The 16,468-nt window shown below is 70.4% G+C and carries 12 protein-coding genes, 1 rRNA gene and 1 other annotated feature (1 of these 14 running past the window's edge); of the genes, 9 read left to right on the forward strand and 4 right to left on the reverse strand.

The genetic code is table 11. The annotated features are described in order from the left end of the window. The first annotated feature begins 189 nt into the window (after nucleotides 1-189). From AB0E19_RS03060 to AB0E19_RS03080, 5 genes are all read left to right on the forward strand, one after another. Nucleotides 190-3,183 carry a carbohydrate binding domain-containing protein gene (locus AB0E19_RS03060; RefSeq protein WP_362172202.1) on the forward strand — a complete coding sequence of 998 codons (2,994 nt, stop codon included), beginning with the start codon at nucleotides 190-192 and terminating at the stop codon, nucleotides 3,181-3,183. Between the two features lie 219 nt (nucleotides 3,184-3,402). Further along, nucleotides 3,403-5,172 (forward strand): S8 family serine peptidase, encoded by a 1,770-nt coding sequence (locus AB0E19_RS03065; protein ID WP_362172205.1) that lies wholly within the window; start codon nucleotides 3,403-3,405, stop codon nucleotides 5,170-5,172. 192 nt (nucleotides 5,173-5,364) lie between these two features. Beyond that, nucleotides 5,365-6,270, forward strand: a complete 906-nt coding sequence (locus AB0E19_RS03070) for a diiron oxygenase (protein ID WP_362172208.1) — start codon at nucleotides 5,365-5,367, stop codon at nucleotides 6,268-6,270. Nucleotides 6,271-6,367: 97 nt separating this feature from the next. Further along, complete coding sequence (locus AB0E19_RS03075; protein ID WP_362172211.1) at nucleotides 6,368-8,026, forward strand: FAD-dependent oxidoreductase; 1,659 nt, start codon at nucleotides 6,368-6,370, stop codon at nucleotides 8,024-8,026. A 76-nt stretch (nucleotides 8,027-8,102) separates the two neighbouring features. Beyond that, entirely contained in the window at nucleotides 8,103-8,672 is a 570-nt protein-coding gene (locus AB0E19_RS03080) for a DUF6328 family protein (RefSeq protein WP_362172214.1), read from the forward strand. Nucleotides 8,673-8,711: 39 nt separating this feature from the next. Here the strand turns inward: AB0E19_RS03080 and AB0E19_RS03085 are convergent, their stop codons facing one another. Then, the gene (locus AB0E19_RS03085; protein WP_362172217.1) at nucleotides 8,712-9,293 is read right to left on the reverse strand and encodes a Type-2Aa cytolytic delta-endotoxin; all 582 of its coding nucleotides are present in this window, start codon (nucleotides 9,291-9,293) and stop codon (nucleotides 8,712-8,714) included. A 75-nt stretch (nucleotides 9,294-9,368) separates the two neighbouring features. Then, a complete protein-coding gene (locus AB0E19_RS03090) occupies nucleotides 9,369-10,166 on the reverse strand; it encodes a LysR family transcriptional regulator substrate-binding protein (RefSeq protein ID WP_362172220.1) in 798 nt (265 codons plus the stop codon). Between the two features lie 116 nt (nucleotides 10,167-10,282). Between AB0E19_RS03090 and AB0E19_RS03095 the strand changes: the two genes are divergently transcribed. The 4 genes from AB0E19_RS03095 to AB0E19_RS03110 all read left to right on the forward strand — a co-directional run bounded on the left by AB0E19_RS03095 (nucleotide 10,283) and on the right by AB0E19_RS03110 (nucleotide 13,124). Beyond that, complete coding sequence (locus tag AB0E19_RS03095; protein ID WP_362172223.1) at nucleotides 10,283-10,693, forward strand: DUF5997 family protein; 411 nt, start codon at nucleotides 10,283-10,285, stop codon at nucleotides 10,691-10,693. A gap of 54 nt (nucleotides 10,694-10,747) precedes the next feature. Beyond that, entirely contained in the window at nucleotides 10,748-11,713 is a 966-nt protein-coding gene (locus tag AB0E19_RS03100) for a universal stress protein (protein ID WP_362172226.1), read from the forward strand. Then, entirely contained in the window at nucleotides 11,710-12,219 is a 510-nt protein-coding gene (locus tag AB0E19_RS03105) for an NUDIX domain-containing protein (RefSeq protein WP_362172229.1), read from the forward strand. The genes AB0E19_RS03100 and AB0E19_RS03105 overlap by 4 nt, the downstream gene beginning before the upstream one ends. Nucleotides 12,220-12,326: 107 nt before the next feature. Beyond that, the gene (locus AB0E19_RS03110) at nucleotides 12,327-13,124 is read left to right on the forward strand and encodes a VOC family protein (RefSeq protein WP_362172232.1); all 798 of its coding nucleotides are present in this window, start codon (nucleotides 12,327-12,329) and stop codon (nucleotides 13,122-13,124) included. 19 nt (nucleotides 13,125-13,143) lie between these two features. Here AB0E19_RS03110 and AB0E19_RS03115 read toward each other — a convergent pair whose 3' ends face one another. Together AB0E19_RS03115 and rrf are read right to left on the reverse strand one after the other, a co-directional pair. Beyond that, on the reverse strand, nucleotides 13,144-14,670 hold the full coding sequence (locus tag AB0E19_RS03115; RefSeq protein WP_362172349.1) for a hypothetical protein: 1,527 nt from the start codon (nucleotides 14,668-14,670) through the stop codon (nucleotides 13,144-13,146). Nucleotides 14,671-14,879: 209 nt separating this feature from the next. Continuing rightward, nucleotides 14,880-14,996: ribosomal RNA gene (gene rrf / locus AB0E19_RS03120) — 5S ribosomal RNA — on the reverse strand. 76 nt (nucleotides 14,997-15,072) lie between these two features. After that, nucleotides 15,073-16,468 (reverse strand) — a sequence feature (mutual gap in cmsearch alignment for this rRNA model is longer than 100); it runs 1,653 nt beyond the window's last position.

A 16,468-nucleotide genomic window follows, 5' to 3' on the forward strand; every position in this document is an offset into this window, starting at 1 on the left:
ACCGCCGTCCCGGCATCCGGACACCGCGTTCGAACCGCTTCGACGCGGACTCTTTACGCGCGCGCCTCACGGGGGTAACTTCCCGCCGACGCAAGAAGTTTCCGCAAGTTTCCGCACGCGCTTCCATGGGGGCCGATCCCCGCCTCACCACCGGCCCCCGTCCCGGCGCGCCCTCGTCTGGAGAACCGCATGACCCCCACCCGCACACGGCGGCGCGGGCGCGCGCTCGCGCTGCTCGGCGCCGCGGCCGGCCTCGCCGGCCTGATGGCCGCGCCGCCCGGCGGCACCGCCACCGCCGTCCCGGCCCTCGACGCCGCACCGGCGGCGGCCGTCGCCGAGAACACGGCGACCGTCCACTACTGGACCAAGACGAAGAACTGGTCGGCCTACAACCTCCATTGGGCGCCCGACGGCGGGTCCTGGACCACCGTCCCCGGCACCGCGATGGAGCCCGCCTGTACCGACTGGGTGAAGAAGACCGTCAGCCTCGGCTCCGCCACCGGGCTCCAGGCCACCTTCAACAACGGCACCGGCACCTGGGACAACAACGGCGGCCGCAACTACGCGCTGGGCACGGGGAACATCACCGTGAAGGACGGCGTCGTCGCCCACTCCGACCCCTGCGCCGACACGCCCCCGCCGACCGCGAACAAGGCGACGGTGTACTACTCCTCGGCCTCCCTCGGCTGGTCGACGGTGAACGTCCACTACCAGCCGGCCGGCGGCGCGTGGACGGCCGCGCCCGGTCTCGGCATGACGGCCGCCTGCACCGGCTGGTGGAAGCGGGAGCTGGACCTCGGCTCCGCCACCTCCCTCAAGGCCGCCTTCAACAACGGCAACGGCGTCTGGGACAACAACGGCGGCGCCGACTACACGATCGGCACCGGCACCTCCACGGTCCGGGACCGGGTGGTGACCGCGAACGCCACCGACCCCTGCGCCGCCACCCCGCCCGACACCCAGGCGCCCACCGCCCCCGCCGGCCTCACCGCGACCGCCGACGGCGTCTCCGTGCTGCTCTCCTGGAACGCCGCCACCGACGACCGGGGCGTGACGAAGTACCAGGTCACCCGTACCGGCGGCACCACCGGCACGGTCGTCACCGACGTCGGCTCGACGGTCTTCTCGGACACGAACCTCGCCGAACGCACCGCGTACACCTACACGGTGAAGGCCATGGACGCCGCCGGGAACGTCTCGACCGCCTCCGCGCCGGCCACCGCCACCACCGGCGACAGGCCCACCGCCCCGGCCGACGGCAAGCCGCTCGGGACCGATCCGCGCAAGGACCCGATCTACTTCGTCCTCACCGCCCGCTTCTACGACGGCGACGCCTCCAACAACCGGGGCGGCAGCCAGCACGTGAAGTCGGGGAACGCGGCGAACGACGACCCCATGTTCCGGGGCGACTTCAAGGGTCTCGTCCAGAAGCTCGACTACATCAAGGGCCTCGGCTTCTCCGCCGTCTGGGTCACCCCGGTGGTGCTCAACCGCTCGGACTACGACTACCACGGGTACCACGGCTACGACTTCTACAAGGTCGACCCGCGCCTGGAGTCGGCGGGCGCCTCCTACCAGGACCTCATCGACGCCGCCCACGCCAAGGGCATGAAGATCTACCAGGACGTCGTCTACAACCACTCGTCCCGCTGGGGCGCCAAGGGCCTGTTCACGCCGACCGTGTACGGCGTCCGGGACACCCAGTGGAGCTGGTACTACGACGAGAAGCAGCCCGGCTTCGAGTACGACGGCCTGACGATCGACCCGAAGACCGGCAAGTCGTACTACAACGGCGACCTCTGGTCGACGGCCGAGCCCACCGGCAACACCTGCGTCAACTGGGGCAAGCCCACCGGCGGGAAGAGCGCCGAGGGCTACACCCTCTACAACTGCCAGTGGCCGAGCCCCACTTCGGGAATGTTCCCAAAGGAGCTCTTCCACCAGTGCTGGATCGGCAACTGGGAGGGCGAGGACTCGCGCTCCTGCTGGCTGCACGAGGACCTGGCGGACCTGAACACCGAGAACGCGACCGTCCAGAACTACCTGATCGGCGCGTACGACAAGTACATCGACATGGGGGTGGACGGCTTCCGCGTCGACACCGCCGTGCACATCCCGCGCACCACCTGGAACCGCCGCTTCCTCCCCGCGATCCAGGAGCGGGTCACCCAGCGGCACGGCGCCGAGGCGGCGAAGAACTTCTTCGTCTTCGGCGAGGTCGCGGCCTTCGTCAACGACAAGTGGAACCGCGGCTCGGTGAACCACTCCGCGCAGTTCTTCACCTGGAAGGAGCGCAAGGAGTACGACGCCGACGACACCAAGGCCGCCCTGGAGATGTACGACTACGAGCAGCAGCAGGGCACCGGCAACCAGCCCACCTCCACCAACGCCTTCCTGAACGGCAACAGCTACCACGCGCCCGACCACAGCCGCTTCTCGGGCATGAACGTCATCGACATGCGCATGCACATGAACTTCGGTGACGCGTACAACGCCTTCTCCAACGGCAAGGACTCGGACGACAGCTACAACGACGCCACCTACAACGTCGTCTACGTCGACAGCCACGACTACGGCCCGAACAAGTCGAGCGAGCGGTACACCGGCGGGACCGACGCCTGGGCCGAGAACATGTCCCTGATGTGGACCTTCCGCGGCATCCCGACGCTCTACTACGGCTCCGAGATCGAGTTCCAGAAGGGCCGGAAGATCGACTGCGGGCCCACCTGCCCGCTGGCCACCACCGGCCGCGCCTACTACGGCGACCACGTGGCCGGCACCGTCACCGCCTCCGACTTCTCGAAGGTCTCCGGAGCGAGCGGCCAGGTCGCGACCACCCTCCAGCAGCCCCTGGTCAAGCACGTCCAGCGGCTCAACGAGATCCGCCGGGCGATCCCCGCCCTCCAGATGGGCCAGTACTCCACCGAGGGCATCTCGGGCGGCATGGCCTTCAAGCGCCGCTACACCAGCGGCTCGACGGACAGCTTCGCGCTCGTCACCGTCTCGGGCGGAGCCACGTACAACGGCATCCCGAACGGCACGTACACCGACGCCGTCACCGGCGACGTGAAGACGGTCTCCAACGGCACCCTCACGGTCGGCGCGCCCGGCAAGGGCAACCTCCGGGTGTACGTCCTGAACGGGCCCGGGAAGATCGGCACGGCGGGCCCCTACCTGAAGTAGGCGCACGCGCGCGGAAGGGGGCGGAGCCGGAAATCCGCCCCTTTTCGCCATGTTCAAGTCAAGATTTTGTTACGTGAACGGGCTTGTCGGACAGAACACTTCCTTCCGCGCCCCCCGTCTGGGATCTTGCGTCCACCCCACACATCACAGGGCCCGGCCGGCGCCACCCGCGCCACCGGGCCATCGGAGGACGCATTGTTTTCCCACATATCCGGCCGGATGAGATTCGCGGCGATCGCCCTCGGCACGACCCTGGCCCTCGCGGGCCCGGTCTCCCTCGCCCAGGCCGCCCCGGTGGACAACGAGCCGCTCGCGGCCTTCACCGCGAACGCCCGGACCACCCAGCAGGCGCCCGCCGCCTGGGCCGCCGGCACCCGTGCCTACCTGGTGATCACCACCCCCGGTGACACGACCGCGGTCCGCAACGCGGTGGCCGCGAACGGCGGTTCGGTCTTCTCCTCCTTCGACGCCATCGGCGTGATCGTCGCCCACTCGACCTCCGCCTCCTTCGCCACCACCATGCGTGGCGTCTCCGGCGTGCAGAAGGTCGGCGCGACCCGCACCTCGGACGTCCCCGCCGACGCCTACAACCCGGCGCTCCCGGCGAACCCGTCGCAGGCCGCGGCCCCGTCGACGGAGCCCGTCCGCTCGGACATGACCCAGATCAAGGCCGACCAGGCCTGGGCCGTCAACCCGGGCTCCGCCTCGGTCAAGGTCGGCATCCTGGACACCGGCGTCGACGACCAGCACCAGGACCTGGCGCCGAACTTCAACGCCGCCGACTCGGTCTCCTGCGCCTACGGCAAGGCGGACACCCGCATCGGCGCCTGGCGCGACGTCGACCAGCACGGCACCCACGTGGCCGGCACGGTCGCGGCGGCCAAGAACGGCAAGGGCGCCATCGGCGTCGCGCCGGGCGTGAAGATCTCCTCGGTGCGCATCGCCGAGCCCGGCAGCACCCTCTTCTTCGCCGAGAACACCATCTGCGGCCTGGTGTGGTCCGGTGACCACGGCTTCAAGGTCACCAACAACAGCTACTACACCGACCCGTGGCAGTTCAACTGCCCGAACAACCTCGACCAGGCGGCCATCCTGGAGGGCGTGGGCCGCGCCCAGGCCTACGCCGAGGGCAAGGGCTCGCTCCAGGTCGCGGCGGCCGGCAACTCCAACGTCGACCTCGCCAACAAGACCACCGACTCGTCGAGCCCCAACGACTCGACCCCGGTGACCCGGACGATCACCAACGACTGCCTCGACATCCCGGCCGAGCTGCCGGGCGTCGTCACGGTCGCGGCCAACGGCACCAGCGGCACGTCCAAGGCGTCCTTCTCCAACTTCGGCCGCGACGTCATCGAGGTCTCCGCGCCCGGCGAGTCGGTCTACAGCACCGTCCCCGGCGGCAAGTACTCCTCGCTGAGCGGTACGTCGATGGCCTCCCCGCACGTCGCGGGCGTCGCCGCCCTCATGGCCAGCGCCAACCCGGCGTACACCCCGGCGGACCTGCGGGCCAAGCTCGGCGAGCAGGCCACCGACCTGGCCTGCCCGTCGGACGCCCGCTGCACCGGCACCACGGCGAAGAACAGCTTCTTCGGCGAGGGCCGCGTGGACGCCCTGAAGGCCGTCGGCGGCTCGACCCCGCCGCAGCCCGGCACGTCCTTCGAGAACCTCACCGACGTGACGGTCTCCGACAACACCACCGTCGAGAGCGCCATCACCGTCAGCGGCGTCTCCGGCAACGCCCCGTCCACCCTGAAGGTGGGCGTGGACATCAAGCACACCTACATCGGTGACCTCAAGGTCGACCTCGTCGCCCCCGACGGCTCGGTCTACGTCCTGCACAACCGGACCGGCAGCTCCACCGACAACATCGTCCAGACGTACACCGTCAACGCCTCCTCCGAGGTGGCGAACGGCGTCTGGAAGCTCCGTGTGAACGACAACGCGAGCGCGGACACCGGGAAGATCGACGCCTGGAACCTGACCTTCTGACGGTCGGACCGAAGGGGCCGGAGCGGATCGCGCTCCGGCCCCTTCGGCATGTCCGGACGAGAAATCCCGTACCGGGGGGTAGCCCGCGCGACACCCTTGCTATACGTTCCGTCTAACAAGCTTGCTAGACGCTATGTCTAACAAGCCAGGGAACGACCACGAGCCGACCGCGTGACCCAAGGAGCCGCAACGATGGCCAGCAGCACCGTGCGCCCGGACAACCACGACCAGGACGACGTCGCCGAGCGGCTGCTCCGGTCGGCGGCCAAGCTCAGCTACGACCCCGCCGTCGAGGTCGACTGGGACACTCCGCTCGACAAGGACTTCCACGGCCAGAGCCCCGAGTGGAACAGCCTCTACGGCACGGCCTACTGGAACGAGATGACCGAGGAGCAGCAGAAGGAGCTGACCCGCCAGGAGTCCGCCTCCGTCGCCTCCACCGGCATCTGGTTCGAGATGATCCTCCAGCAGCTGGTGCTCCGGGACATCTACCGCACCGACCACACCGACCCCCGCTTCCAGTGGGCGCTCACCGAGATCGCCGACGAGTGCCGCCACTCGATCATGTTCGCCCGCGGCTCCCAGAAGCTCGGCGCCCCCGCCTACCGGCCCAAGCGGGCCATCATGGAGCTCGGCCGGGTCATGAAGACCATCGGCTTCGGCGAGGCCGCCTACGCCGGCATCCTCGTCGCCGAGGAGGTCCTCGACGTCATGCAGCGCGACTGGATGCGCGACGAGCGGGTGGTCCCCTTCGTGCGGACCATCAACAACATCCACGTCGTCGAGGAGTCCCGGCACATGAAGTTCGCCCGGGACGAGACCCGCCGCAACCTCGCCGGCGCGAGCCGCGCCCGCCGCCACTTCCAGGCGCTGATCGTCGCCATCGCCGCGTACTACATCATCACCAGCCTGGTGAACCCCGAGGTGTACGTCCGGGCCGGCCTCGACCCCGAGCGCGCCCGCCGCGAGGCCGCCGCCAACGAGCACTACAAGGCCCGGCTGCGGGCCAGCTGCTCCGGCCTCATGGAGTTCCTCGGCGACGTCGGCATGCTGACCCGGCCGGCCGTCCGCTTCTACCGGCGCGCCCACCTCATCTGACCGCGGCTCCGCCCCGACTCCGACCCGAGTCCGCCCCGCGTCCGACCCCGCGTCCGACCCCGAGTCCGACCCCGACGAGCCGAGCCGAGCCGCCACCATGACCTACGCCATCACCCAGACCTGCTGCTCCGACGCCACCTGCGTCGCCGTCTGCCCGGTCAACTGCATCCACCCGACGCCCGAGGAGCCGGACTTCGGCACCACCGAGATGCTCTACATCGACCCGAAGAGCTGCATCGACTGCGGCGCCTGCGCCGACGCCTGCCCGGTCGACGCGATCTTCCCGGTCGACCGGCTCACCGCGCCCCTCAAGCGGTACGAGGCGATCAACGCCGCCCACTTCGAGGGCCGCGAACCCGCCCCCGTCCTCGCCTCCCCCACCTTCCACCCCTGGGGCGAGCCCTCCTTCGGCCGCTCCCTCCCCTCCGACTTCGCCCCCATCCGGGTCGCCGTCGTCGGCACGGGACCGGCCGGCATGTACGCGGCCGAGGACCTGCTCCTGCACACCAACGCCGAGGTCACCCTCATCGACCGGCTCCCGGTCGCCGGCGGCCTGGTCCGCTACGGCGTGGCCCCCGACCACCCGGGCACCAAGGGCGCGGGCGACAGCCTCGCCCGCTTCCACACCCACCCCCGGGCCACCGTCCGGCTCGGCGTGGAGATCGGCAAGGACGTCACCCCCGAGGAGCTGGCGGCCCACCACGACGCGGTCGTGTACGCGGTCGGCGCCCCGTCCGACCGGCGCCTCGGCATCCCCGGCGAGGACCTGCCCGGCAGCCTCTCCGCCACCTCCCTCGTCTCCTGGTACAACGCCCACCCGGAGACCGCGCCCGGAGCCGTCGCCCTCGGCACCACCGAGCGGGTCGTGATCGTCGGCACCGGCAACGTCGCCCTGGACGTCGCCCGCATCCTCGTCACCGACCCGGCCGCCCTCGCCGGCACCGACATCGCCGACCACGCGCTCGCCGCCCTGCGCGGCTCGCGGGTCCGCGAGGTGGTGCTGCTCGGCCGGCGCGGCCCCGAGGACGCCGCGTACACCGCCTCCGAGCTCCTCGCCCTCGGCCACCTCCCCGGCGTCGACCTCGTCGTCGACACCCACGACCCCCGGATCGCCGAGGCCATCGACGCGGCGGCCCCCGGCGACAAGGCCGCCCTCCTCAAGGACACGGCCCGCGAGACGGTCGACTGGGCCGGCGGCCCCGACACCGGCCGCCGCCGGATCGTCCTCCGCTTCCACTCGGCCCCCGAGCAGGCCCTCGGCGAGGACGCCGTCCGCGCGGTCCGCACCGGTGGCCCCGGGGGAAGCGCCGACATCCCGGCGGGCCTCCTCGTCCGGGCCATCGGCTACCGGGGCGTACCGCTCGCCGGGCTGCCGTTCGACGAGACCACCGGCACCGTCCCGCACACCGCCGGCCGCGTCGAGGGCATGACCGGCACCTACGTCGTCGGCTGGATCAAGCGCGGCCCCTCCGGCGGCATCGGCGCCAACCGCGCCTGCGCGGCGGAGACCGTCGGCAGCCTGCTCGCCGACGCGGTCGACGGCCGCCTCCCGAAGCCCGCCGGCTCCGCGAAGGCCTTCGCCCGCCTCGCCCGCGGCCGCGCCGGACGGCTCGTCGACGCCCGCGGTCTCGCCGCCATCGACCGGGCCGAACGCGCCCGGGGCGCGGCGACCGGCCGGCCGCGCGTCAAGCTCGCGACCGTCCCCGAGCTGGTCGCGGCGGCCCGGCGGGGCCGGCTGCGCGGGCCGGTGGGCTGACACGGACCGGGTGCGCGGGGAAGAAGCACCCGGACGGGAGGGGCATACGGGGCGAGCGTGGGGGCACTCGCCCCGTATGACCACCGAGAACACCGTCCGGCCCGACGACGGACGCGGCGAGAGCCGTGACCAGCGCGCCGACCGCCGGTGGAACGAACTCCTCCAGGAGCTGCGCGTCGCCCAGACGGGCACCCAGATCCTCTTCGGCTTCCTCGTCGCCGTCGTCTTCCAGCCGCGCTTCGCCGAGCTGGGCACGACGGACCGGGTCATCTACGTGGTGACGGTCTGCCTGGGAGCGGCGACCACGGGCGCGCTCGTCGCGCCGGTGGCGGTCCACCGCCTCGTGGCGGGACGCCGGCTGAAACCGGAGGCGGTGTCCTGGGCGGGGCGCCTGACCCTGGTCGGCGTGGTGCTGCTCTACCTGACGATGGTGTCGACGTTCCTGCTGATCATGCGCATGGTCCTGGACGACACGATCGCGCTCTGGCTGGTCGTCGTGATGGCGCTCTGGCTGGCGCTGTGCTGGTTCCTGGTCCCGCTCGTCGCCCGGCTCAACCGCGACGCCGACGGCGAAGACGGGAACGGCGACGGACACGGCGACGGGAACGACGGTACGGGGGACGGCTACGGCCCGTGGCCCCGCTGAGGATCCGGCCCGGGACGGCGGGCCGGCGCGAGCCGAGGATCAGGCCGCGACGGGAAGCGGCCGCCGCAGCACGATCGCGTTGAGACCGACGGCGAACGGCGCCGCGTCCGTCAGCCCGAGCCCGAGCACCCGCTCCTTCGGCAGCTCGACGGTGACGTCCACGCAGAACGCGAGCGCGTGCAGCGCGTCACCGCCGGCGCCCTCCTCCTGGAGCGCGAAGAACAGGTCCCGGTAGTAGCGCGTGCGCTCCTCGGACTCCTCGTAGAACGACAGACCGGGCTGCCCCAGCTGCTCGCCGAGCCCCGTGAACGCGGAGACCAGCTCCCGCTCCACGGTCTCCCAGAAACCCGCCTCCGCGCACTCCGCCGGCAGCGCCTGCTGGACGGCCTCCTTCAGCGAGAGCACCATGACGAGCAGCGGCGCGTGCTCCCTGAGGCCCCAGCCGCGCACCATCCGGACGATGGTGCTGTCCGGAACGGCGGCGGCCGCCTGGTGGATGGCCTCGAAGTCGAAATTGACGGTGGCGGGGGCGATCGCCTCCTGGAACACCCGGTCGATCGACCGGGCCTCGTCGAGATGGGCGGGCGCCACCTCGACGACGGTCCTGAAACTGGCGGCCAAAGGCTTCTCCTCTTCTCACCGCCCACCGCGGTGGTGGGCACTCGATCATCAGGAGGAGTATGCCGAGGGCCCCGCTCAGCGGCCGCGGCGGGGCTTCCCGCCGCGCCCCGCGGCACCGCCCTTGCCCTTGGCGGGCTTCCCCGGCCGCGCCGGCTTCGCCCCCGCCGTCCTCTTCGCGGGCTTCTGACCGGACTTCTGATCGGACCTCTGGGCGGTCTTCTGCCCCTTCCGCTCCTCCGCGCGCCGTCCCCGAGTGCTGTTCACGGTCCGGCCCCGGACGATCCCGATGAACTCCTCCACCAGGTCGGGCGCCTCCTCGGCCTTCGGCCAGGACAGCGCCACCCGCGACTGCGGCACACCGGTCATCGTGCGGTACGTCAGGTCCTTGCGGTGGTGCAGCCGGGCCAGCGACTGCGGCACGACCAGCACACCCACCCCGGCGGCGACCAGCTCGATCGCGTCGGCGGTGGTCTCCGGCCGCTGGAACGCCGGAAGCCCGGGCGGCGACCCCTCCCAGCCGAGCGCGTCGTCCAGCGGGTGCAGCACCAGCTCCTCGGCCAGGTCCTCCGGCGTCAGCTCCTCGGCCGCGGCCAAGTGGTGGTCCTTGGGCACCACCACCACGCTGGTCTCCTCGTACAGCGGGATCGCGCTCAGGTCCTCGCCGTCGACCGGCAGCCGCAGCAGCGCGGCGTCCGCGCCGCCCTCCCGGAGCATCCCGAAGGCCTCACCCGACGTCACCTGCACCAGCGTGAGCGGCACGTCGGGCAGCCGCTGCTCCCAGGTCCGCACCCACTTCGAGGGCGTCACACCGGGCACGAAGGCGAGCCGGAAGGCCGCGGCGTCGGGGGCGGGGGCAAGCGGGGAGTCTGTCACCCCGCAAGATTACCCGCCCCTCCGCGACCGGCGGAGCCCGTCCGGGCCGGTCGTCCGCGCAGGTCGGAGGGCGGCCGTGGTCGGAGGAGCTCCGTGTGCTCGATACCCTTGACCCCATGACGTCGCACCAGAACTCCCAGACGATGAAGCCGGCCACCGCGGCCAAGAAGCTGGGTGTGTACCTCGAGGCCACCCCCGCCGATTTCCAGGAGGGCGTCGTCTCGCGCGCCGAGCTCAACGAGCTGCAGGCGAACCCGCCGGCCTGGCTCAAGGAGCTCCGGCAGAACGGCCCGCACCCGCGCCCCGTGGTCGCCTCCAAGCTGGGCATCTCCATCTCGGGCCTCGCCCGCGGCGGGATCACCGAGGCCCTCACCACGGAGCAGATCGAGGCCCTGAAGGCCGAGGCCCCGGAGTGGCTCGTCAAGGAGCGCGCCACCCAGGCCGACGTCCGCAAGGAGACCGTCCGCATCAAGGAGCGCAACGCCCAGCGCGAGGCCGACCGCGCCGCCCGCGAGCAGGACGCCTGATCCGCTCCTGACCCACCGGCGTGGCGCGGCGCCGACCGAGGGAGGCATTCCCTCATGAACGTGAAGAGCGATCCGCCCGTGGTGGCCGCCGTGGACGGCTCCGAGCACAGTCTGCGCGCCCTGTCCTGGGCACTCGCCGAGGCGGAGGCCCTGGACGCCCCGCTCGTCGTGGCCCACGTCCGCTCCGACGCCCTCCAGCTGGGCGCGGCCAGGATCGCCTCGCTGGGCACCCAGCCGGAGCTGCGGGACACCGTCCTGGACGCGGTGCGGACCGTCGTGGAGGAGCGGGGCCACGCGGTCCCCGTCCGGTACGAGTCCCTGGACGGCACCGTCACCGACGTGCTGCCGGTGGCGGCCCGGGACGCCCGCCTCCTGGTGACGGGCTCACGCGGCCACGGCGGTTTCACCAGCCTCCTCCTCGGCTCCACCGGCCGCGCCCTCGCCGCCCGCGCCCCCTGCCCGCTGGTGGTGGTCCCGCACGAGGCGAGGACCGCCTCCCTGGACAGCGGCCCGGCCGCCGGCCGCGTCCTGCTCGGCCTGCACCCGGAGGAGACCCCGGACGAGGTGATCGACTTCGCCTTCGGGGCGGCCGCGCTCCGCCGCGTACCCCTGGAGGCGATGACCGGGCTCCGCCTCCCGCCGAACCCGTCCGCGCTGGTCGCGGCCCCCTCCCCCGCCTTCCAGATGCCCCCGCCGCTGCCCCTCGCCGACGACACCGAGGAGCTCCTCGCGGAGGCCCGGCGGGAGCAGGAGGCCCGGCTGCGCCCCTTCGCCGAGCGGCGCCCGGACGTGAAGCTGGTCCGCACGGTGGCACCGGGCGACGCCGCGGGGCTCCTGGTGGACGCCTCCGCAGAGGCGGCCCTCCTCGTCGTGGGCCGGCACCACCGGCACCGCATCGCCGAGCTCCTGGTGGGCTCGGTGGCACACGCGGTGCTGCACCACGCCGCCTGCCCGGTCGTCGTCGTCCCTCCGGCGCCGGCGGACGGGATGTCGGCGGCGGCTGGTAGACAGGGCGCATGACGCCCGACGTGTACGCCTCCGATCCCGCCGCCGCTGCCCGCAACACGCGCCCGCCGATCCCCCGGGCCGCCCTGGGGGCCGGGATCGTCGTCCTCGACGGCGACGGCCGGGTCCTGCTGGGTCTGGACCGCTCGGGCGTCTGGGAGCTCCCGGGCGGCGCGGTGGAGCCGGGCGAGTCCATCGAGGAGGCCGCGGCGCGCGAGCTGGCCGAGGAGACCACGCTCGGCGCCGACCCCGCCGACGTCGAGGTCGTCGGCCTGCTCCTCGACACGGTGACCTCGTCGGAGCTCACCCGGCTGACGGCGGCGACGGTGGTCCGCGCCTTCACGGGCACCCCGGCCGTGGCCGAGCCCGAGAAGATCGAGCGCTGGCGCTGGACCTCCCCCGACGAGCTGCCCACGGCCCTGTTCCTGCCGTCCGCGCAGGTCCTCGCGGCCTGGCGCCCTGACCTGGCCCTGCCGAGGGCCCCGTTCCACCGCTACGGCCTCACACGGCTCCCGCGCTGAGCCGGCCCGGCCCGCGCGCCACCGCGCGGGCCGGGCCGGTCGTGACTAGCGTGGACAAAGGCCCTGAGCCACGTCAAACGTCACCGATCGGAAGCGAGAGTCTCGTCATGGCCGTACGACCCGAGGGCACCCCGGTCTGGACCGACGCTATGTTCACCGACGCCGAGGGCGCCAAGACCTTCTACGCCGATGTGCTGGGCTGGACGTTCGGCGAGGCGTCGACGGAGTTCGGCAACTACACCCAGGCGTACAAGGACGGCAAGGCGGTCGCCGCCATCGTCCCGCCGATGCCCGGCGGCGACACCCCACCACAGTCCGCCTGGTGTCTCTACTTCGCCGCGGACGACGTCTCCGCCACGGCGGAGAAGATCCGGGCGGCGGGCGGCACGATCCTGATGGAGCCGATGCGGGTGGGCGACTTCGGCTCGATGTGCCTCGCCTCCGACCCGTCGGGCGTGGTCTTCGGTCTGTGGCAGGCCGGAGTCCACGAGGGCTTCGAGCTCGAAGGCGAGTCCGGCTCCTTCGTGTGGGCCGAGGTCTTCACCCGCCGGCCCGAGAAGTCCGACCCCTTCTTCACCGGCGTCTTCGGCTACGACACCAAGAAGATGACCGGTGAGGACATGGACTACAAGGTCTTCGACCTCGGCGCCGACCCGGTCCTCGGCCGGATGAGGATGGCCCCCGACGAGTTCCCGCCGGAGATGCCCGACTACATCCAGATCTACTTCGCCGTCGACAACTGCGACCTCGCGGTCACCGCGGCCGAACGCCTCGGCGGCCGCAAGCTCTTCGGCCCCATGGACAGCCCCTTCGGCCGCTTCGCCTCCCTCCTCGACCCGCAGGGGGCCGCCTTCGCGGTGATCGACGTCCGGACGACGGTCGGCGAGATGCCGCCCATGGAGTGACCCGGAGGCCGTACCGGGCTCAGGCGGTGTCGCGTACGGCGACGATCCCGTTGAAGACGCCGACGTACGCGGTCCCGTCGGGCCCGAGGGTGATCGGCGCCCAGTTGTTGTCGTAGCCGAGCCCGGTCCCGGTCAGCCGCGAGAAGACGCGGCCGCCGGTGCGGAAGTCGACGGCCGTGAGGTACCAGGCGTCGATCCCCAGGGCGCTGTGCCGCTTCTCGTAGAAGTACAGCAGGCCGTTGGCGGTGGAGAGTTTGGGCACGGTGGACGGCGACCGCACGTCGCTCTCCCACACGACGTCGCACCCGCTGCCGTCGCCCCGCACGTCGATCCGGGTCGCCCCGCCGACGACCGTGCGGCCGAACGCGAGCGACGACGGGTTCTCGTACCCGTAGTTGTTCTCCACGACGAGGCTGTCGCCCCAGCTGATCAGCGAGTTGTCGGTCGTCGAGGCCCCGGACCGGAAGACCGGCACCCGGCACACGAGCCGCTCGCCCGCCGGCACGTCGGCACCGCGCCGGTAGACGAGGACGTTCATCCGGTCGTCGGCGTTGTCGGTGATGGCGACGTACTCGTCCCGGCTGCCGAAGAGGTCGGGCGTGGTTCCCGACCCCTGGTTCACCGAACCGGGCTTGGTGCCGGTCCCCCGGTCGTACGTCTCCCGCCAGACGACCCGCGGCGTCCCGTCACCGTCGGCCCGGAACGCGTACAGCGCGTGGTCGGTGACGATGGAGACGCCGTCCTCGGCGACGGAGAACGAGTTCTGGATCTCCTCCCCGTCGAGCCGGATCGCCCGCAGGGTACCGGTGGCGGGGTCGACGGTCCCGACCCGCCCGAGCCGGGTGACCCACCAGATCCGCCCGTCCCAGTCGGGCATCACGGAGGTGACGGGGTCGCACACCCCGCTGGGGAAGAGGTTGGTCCAGCTGACGCAGTCGTGCGGCACGAGCGAGGTCAGGTCCCAGTCGTCCTCGACGGTGAACTCCCAGGTGCCGTCCGCCTTCTGCCCGTGGGCGATCCGCAGCACGTGCTGCCGGGAGTCGGCGAGCACCACCCGGTCGCGGTCGTCCAGGTAGAAGTAGGCGCCCCCGGACGTGTCCTTGAAGATCTTCTCGAAGTCGAGCCGGGTGATGGCCTCGACGGTGGAGGAGCGCTGCGGCAGCTTGTACTCGGCGAGGGTGTCGAGGCTGCGCGGGTCCAGCAACTTGAGCAGGAAGCCGCTGAAGGTGCCGCAGACGGTGATCAGCCGCCCGCCGGCGTCGAAGGTGGCGGTGGCGCACTCGCCGCCGACGGGGGCGATCTTCTCGCTCGTGACCTCGGGGTTCCGCCCCAGCGGCGCCGGATACGGATGGGTACCGCTGCCGGCTCCGTCGGCGTGCATGCCGCTGCGGCCGTTGGGCGCGAGGTGGGGGTGCTGGGCCGGTCCGGTGCCCGGCAGCGGCCGGGCGACTCCCGGCGCCCCCTCGTAGTGATCGACGAGGCGGTGTCCGAGCGCGAGGGGTATCTCCTCGGCCTGGGCGACGGGCGCCGATCCCGCCAGCAGCACGGCCGCGAGAGCGGCGACGACCGCCGCTCGCCCCCGTCGGCGGGGCACACGTGTACTCAAGACAGCTCCTAGGGATCCGTACGACTGTCGCGCCGACGGCTGACGCTAGGCGCGGCCCCAGGAGAAGGGAAGCGATGCGCACGAGGCTTCACAAGAACGCAAAAATGCCTCAACCCCCGGACATGGTCCGGGGGTTGAGGCTAAAAATTGTTCGGCGGCGTCCTACTCTCCCACAGGGTCCCCCCTGCAGTACCATCGGCGCTGAAAGGCTTAGCTTCCGGGTTCGGAATGTAACCGGGCGTTTCCCTAACGCTATGACCACCGAAACACTATGAAGTTGAACTCAACCAACCGGATTGGGAGTTCGTTACTTCAGAACTAACACAGTGGACGCGAGCAACTGAGGACAAGCCCTCGGCCTATTAGTACCGGTCAGCTCCACCCATTACTGGGCTTCCACATCCGGCCTATCAACCCAGTCGTCTACTGGGAGCCTTACCCTCTCAAGGAGGTGGGAATACTCATCTCGAAGCAGGCTTCCCGCTTAGATGCTTTCAGCGGTTATCCCTCCCGAACGTAGCCAACCAGCCATGCCCTTGGCAGGACAACTGGCACACCAGAGGTTCGTCCGTCCCGGTCCTCTCGTACTAGGGACAGCCCTTCTCAATATTCCTACGCGCACAGAGGATAGGGACCGAACTGTCTCACGACGTTCTAAACCCAGCTCGCGTACCGCTTTAATGGGCGAACAGCCCAACCCTTGGGACCGACTCCAGCCCCAGGATGCGACGAGCCGACATCGAGGTGCCAAACCATCCCGTCGATATGGACTCTTGGGGAAGATCAGCCTGTTATCCCCGGGGTACCTTTTATCCGTTGAGCGACGGCGCTTCCACAAGCCACCGCCGGATCACTAGTCCCGACTTTCGTCCCTGCTCGACCCGTCGGTCTCACAGTCAAGCTCCCTTGTGCACTTACACTCAACACCTGATTGCCAACCAGGCTGAGGGAACCTTTGGGCGCCTCCGTTACCCTTTGGGAGGCAACCGCCCCAGTTAAACTACCCATCAGACACTGTCCCTGATCCGGATCACGGACCGAGGTTAGACATCCAGCACGACCAGAGTGGTATTTCAACGACGACTCCACAACCACTGGCGTGGCCGCTTCACAGTCTCCCACCTATCCTACACAAGCCGAACCGAACACCAATATCAAACTGTAGTAAAGGTCCCGGGGTCTTTCCGTCCTTCTGCGCGAAACGAGCATCTTTACTCGTAGTGCAATTTCACCGGGCCTATGGTTGAGACAGTCGAGAAGTCGTTACGCCATTCGTGCAGGTCGGAACTTACCCGACAAGGAATTTCGCTACCTTAGGATGGTTATAGTTACCACCGCCGTTTACTGGCGCTTAAGTTCTCAGCTTCGCAACCCCGAAAGGTCACTAACCGGTCCCCTTAACGTTCCAGCACCGGGCAGGCGTCAGTCCGTATACATCGCCTTACGGCTTCGCACGGACCTGTGTTTTTAGTAAACAGTCGCTTCTCGCTGGTCTCTGCGGCCACCCCCAGCTCAGAGTGCAAGACTCATCACCAGGCGTGGCCCCCCTTCTCCCGAAGTTACGGGGGCATTTTGCCGAGTTCCTTAACCATAGTTCACCCGAACGCCTCGGTATTCTCTACCTGACCACCTGAGTCGGTTTAGGGTACGGGCCGCCATGAAACTCGCTAGAGGCTTTTCTCGACAGCATAGGATCATCCACTTCACCACAATCGGCTCGGCATCAGGTCTCAGGCTT

The organism is Streptomyces sp. NPDC047974 (genome assembly GCF_040653375.1).
In the GTDB taxonomy this organism is placed as follows: domain Bacteria; phylum Actinomycetota; class Actinomycetes; order Streptomycetales; family Streptomycetaceae; genus Streptomyces.

Coding starts and splice junctions, on each gene's coding strand:
- AB0E19_RS03110 (WP_362172232.1), top strand. CDS start 12,327: ATGGCCGTACGACCCGAGGGCACCCCGGTCTGGACCGACGCTATGTTC.
- AB0E19_RS03075 (WP_362172211.1), top strand. CDS start 6,368: ATGACCTACGCCATCACCCAGACCTGCTGCTCCGACGCCACCTGCGTC.
- AB0E19_RS03105 (WP_362172229.1), top strand. CDS start 11,710: ATGACGCCCGACGTGTACGCCTCCGATCCCGCCGCCGCTGCCCGCAAC.
- AB0E19_RS03060 (WP_362172202.1), top strand. CDS start 190: ATGACCCCCACCCGCACACGGCGGCGCGGGCGCGCGCTCGCGCTGCTC.
- AB0E19_RS03070 (WP_362172208.1), top strand. CDS start 5,365: ATGGCCAGCAGCACCGTGCGCCCGGACAACCACGACCAGGACGACGTC.
- AB0E19_RS03100 (WP_362172226.1), top strand. CDS start 10,748: ATGAACGTGAAGAGCGATCCGCCCGTGGTGGCCGCCGTGGACGGCTCC.
- AB0E19_RS03065 (WP_362172205.1), top strand. CDS start 3,403: ATGAGATTCGCGGCGATCGCCCTCGGCACGACCCTGGCCCTCGCGGGC.
- AB0E19_RS03095 (WP_362172223.1), top strand. CDS start 10,283: ATGACGTCGCACCAGAACTCCCAGACGATGAAGCCGGCCACCGCGGCC.
- AB0E19_RS03080 (WP_362172214.1), top strand. CDS start 8,103: ATGACCACCGAGAACACCGTCCGGCCCGACGACGGACGCGGCGAGAGC.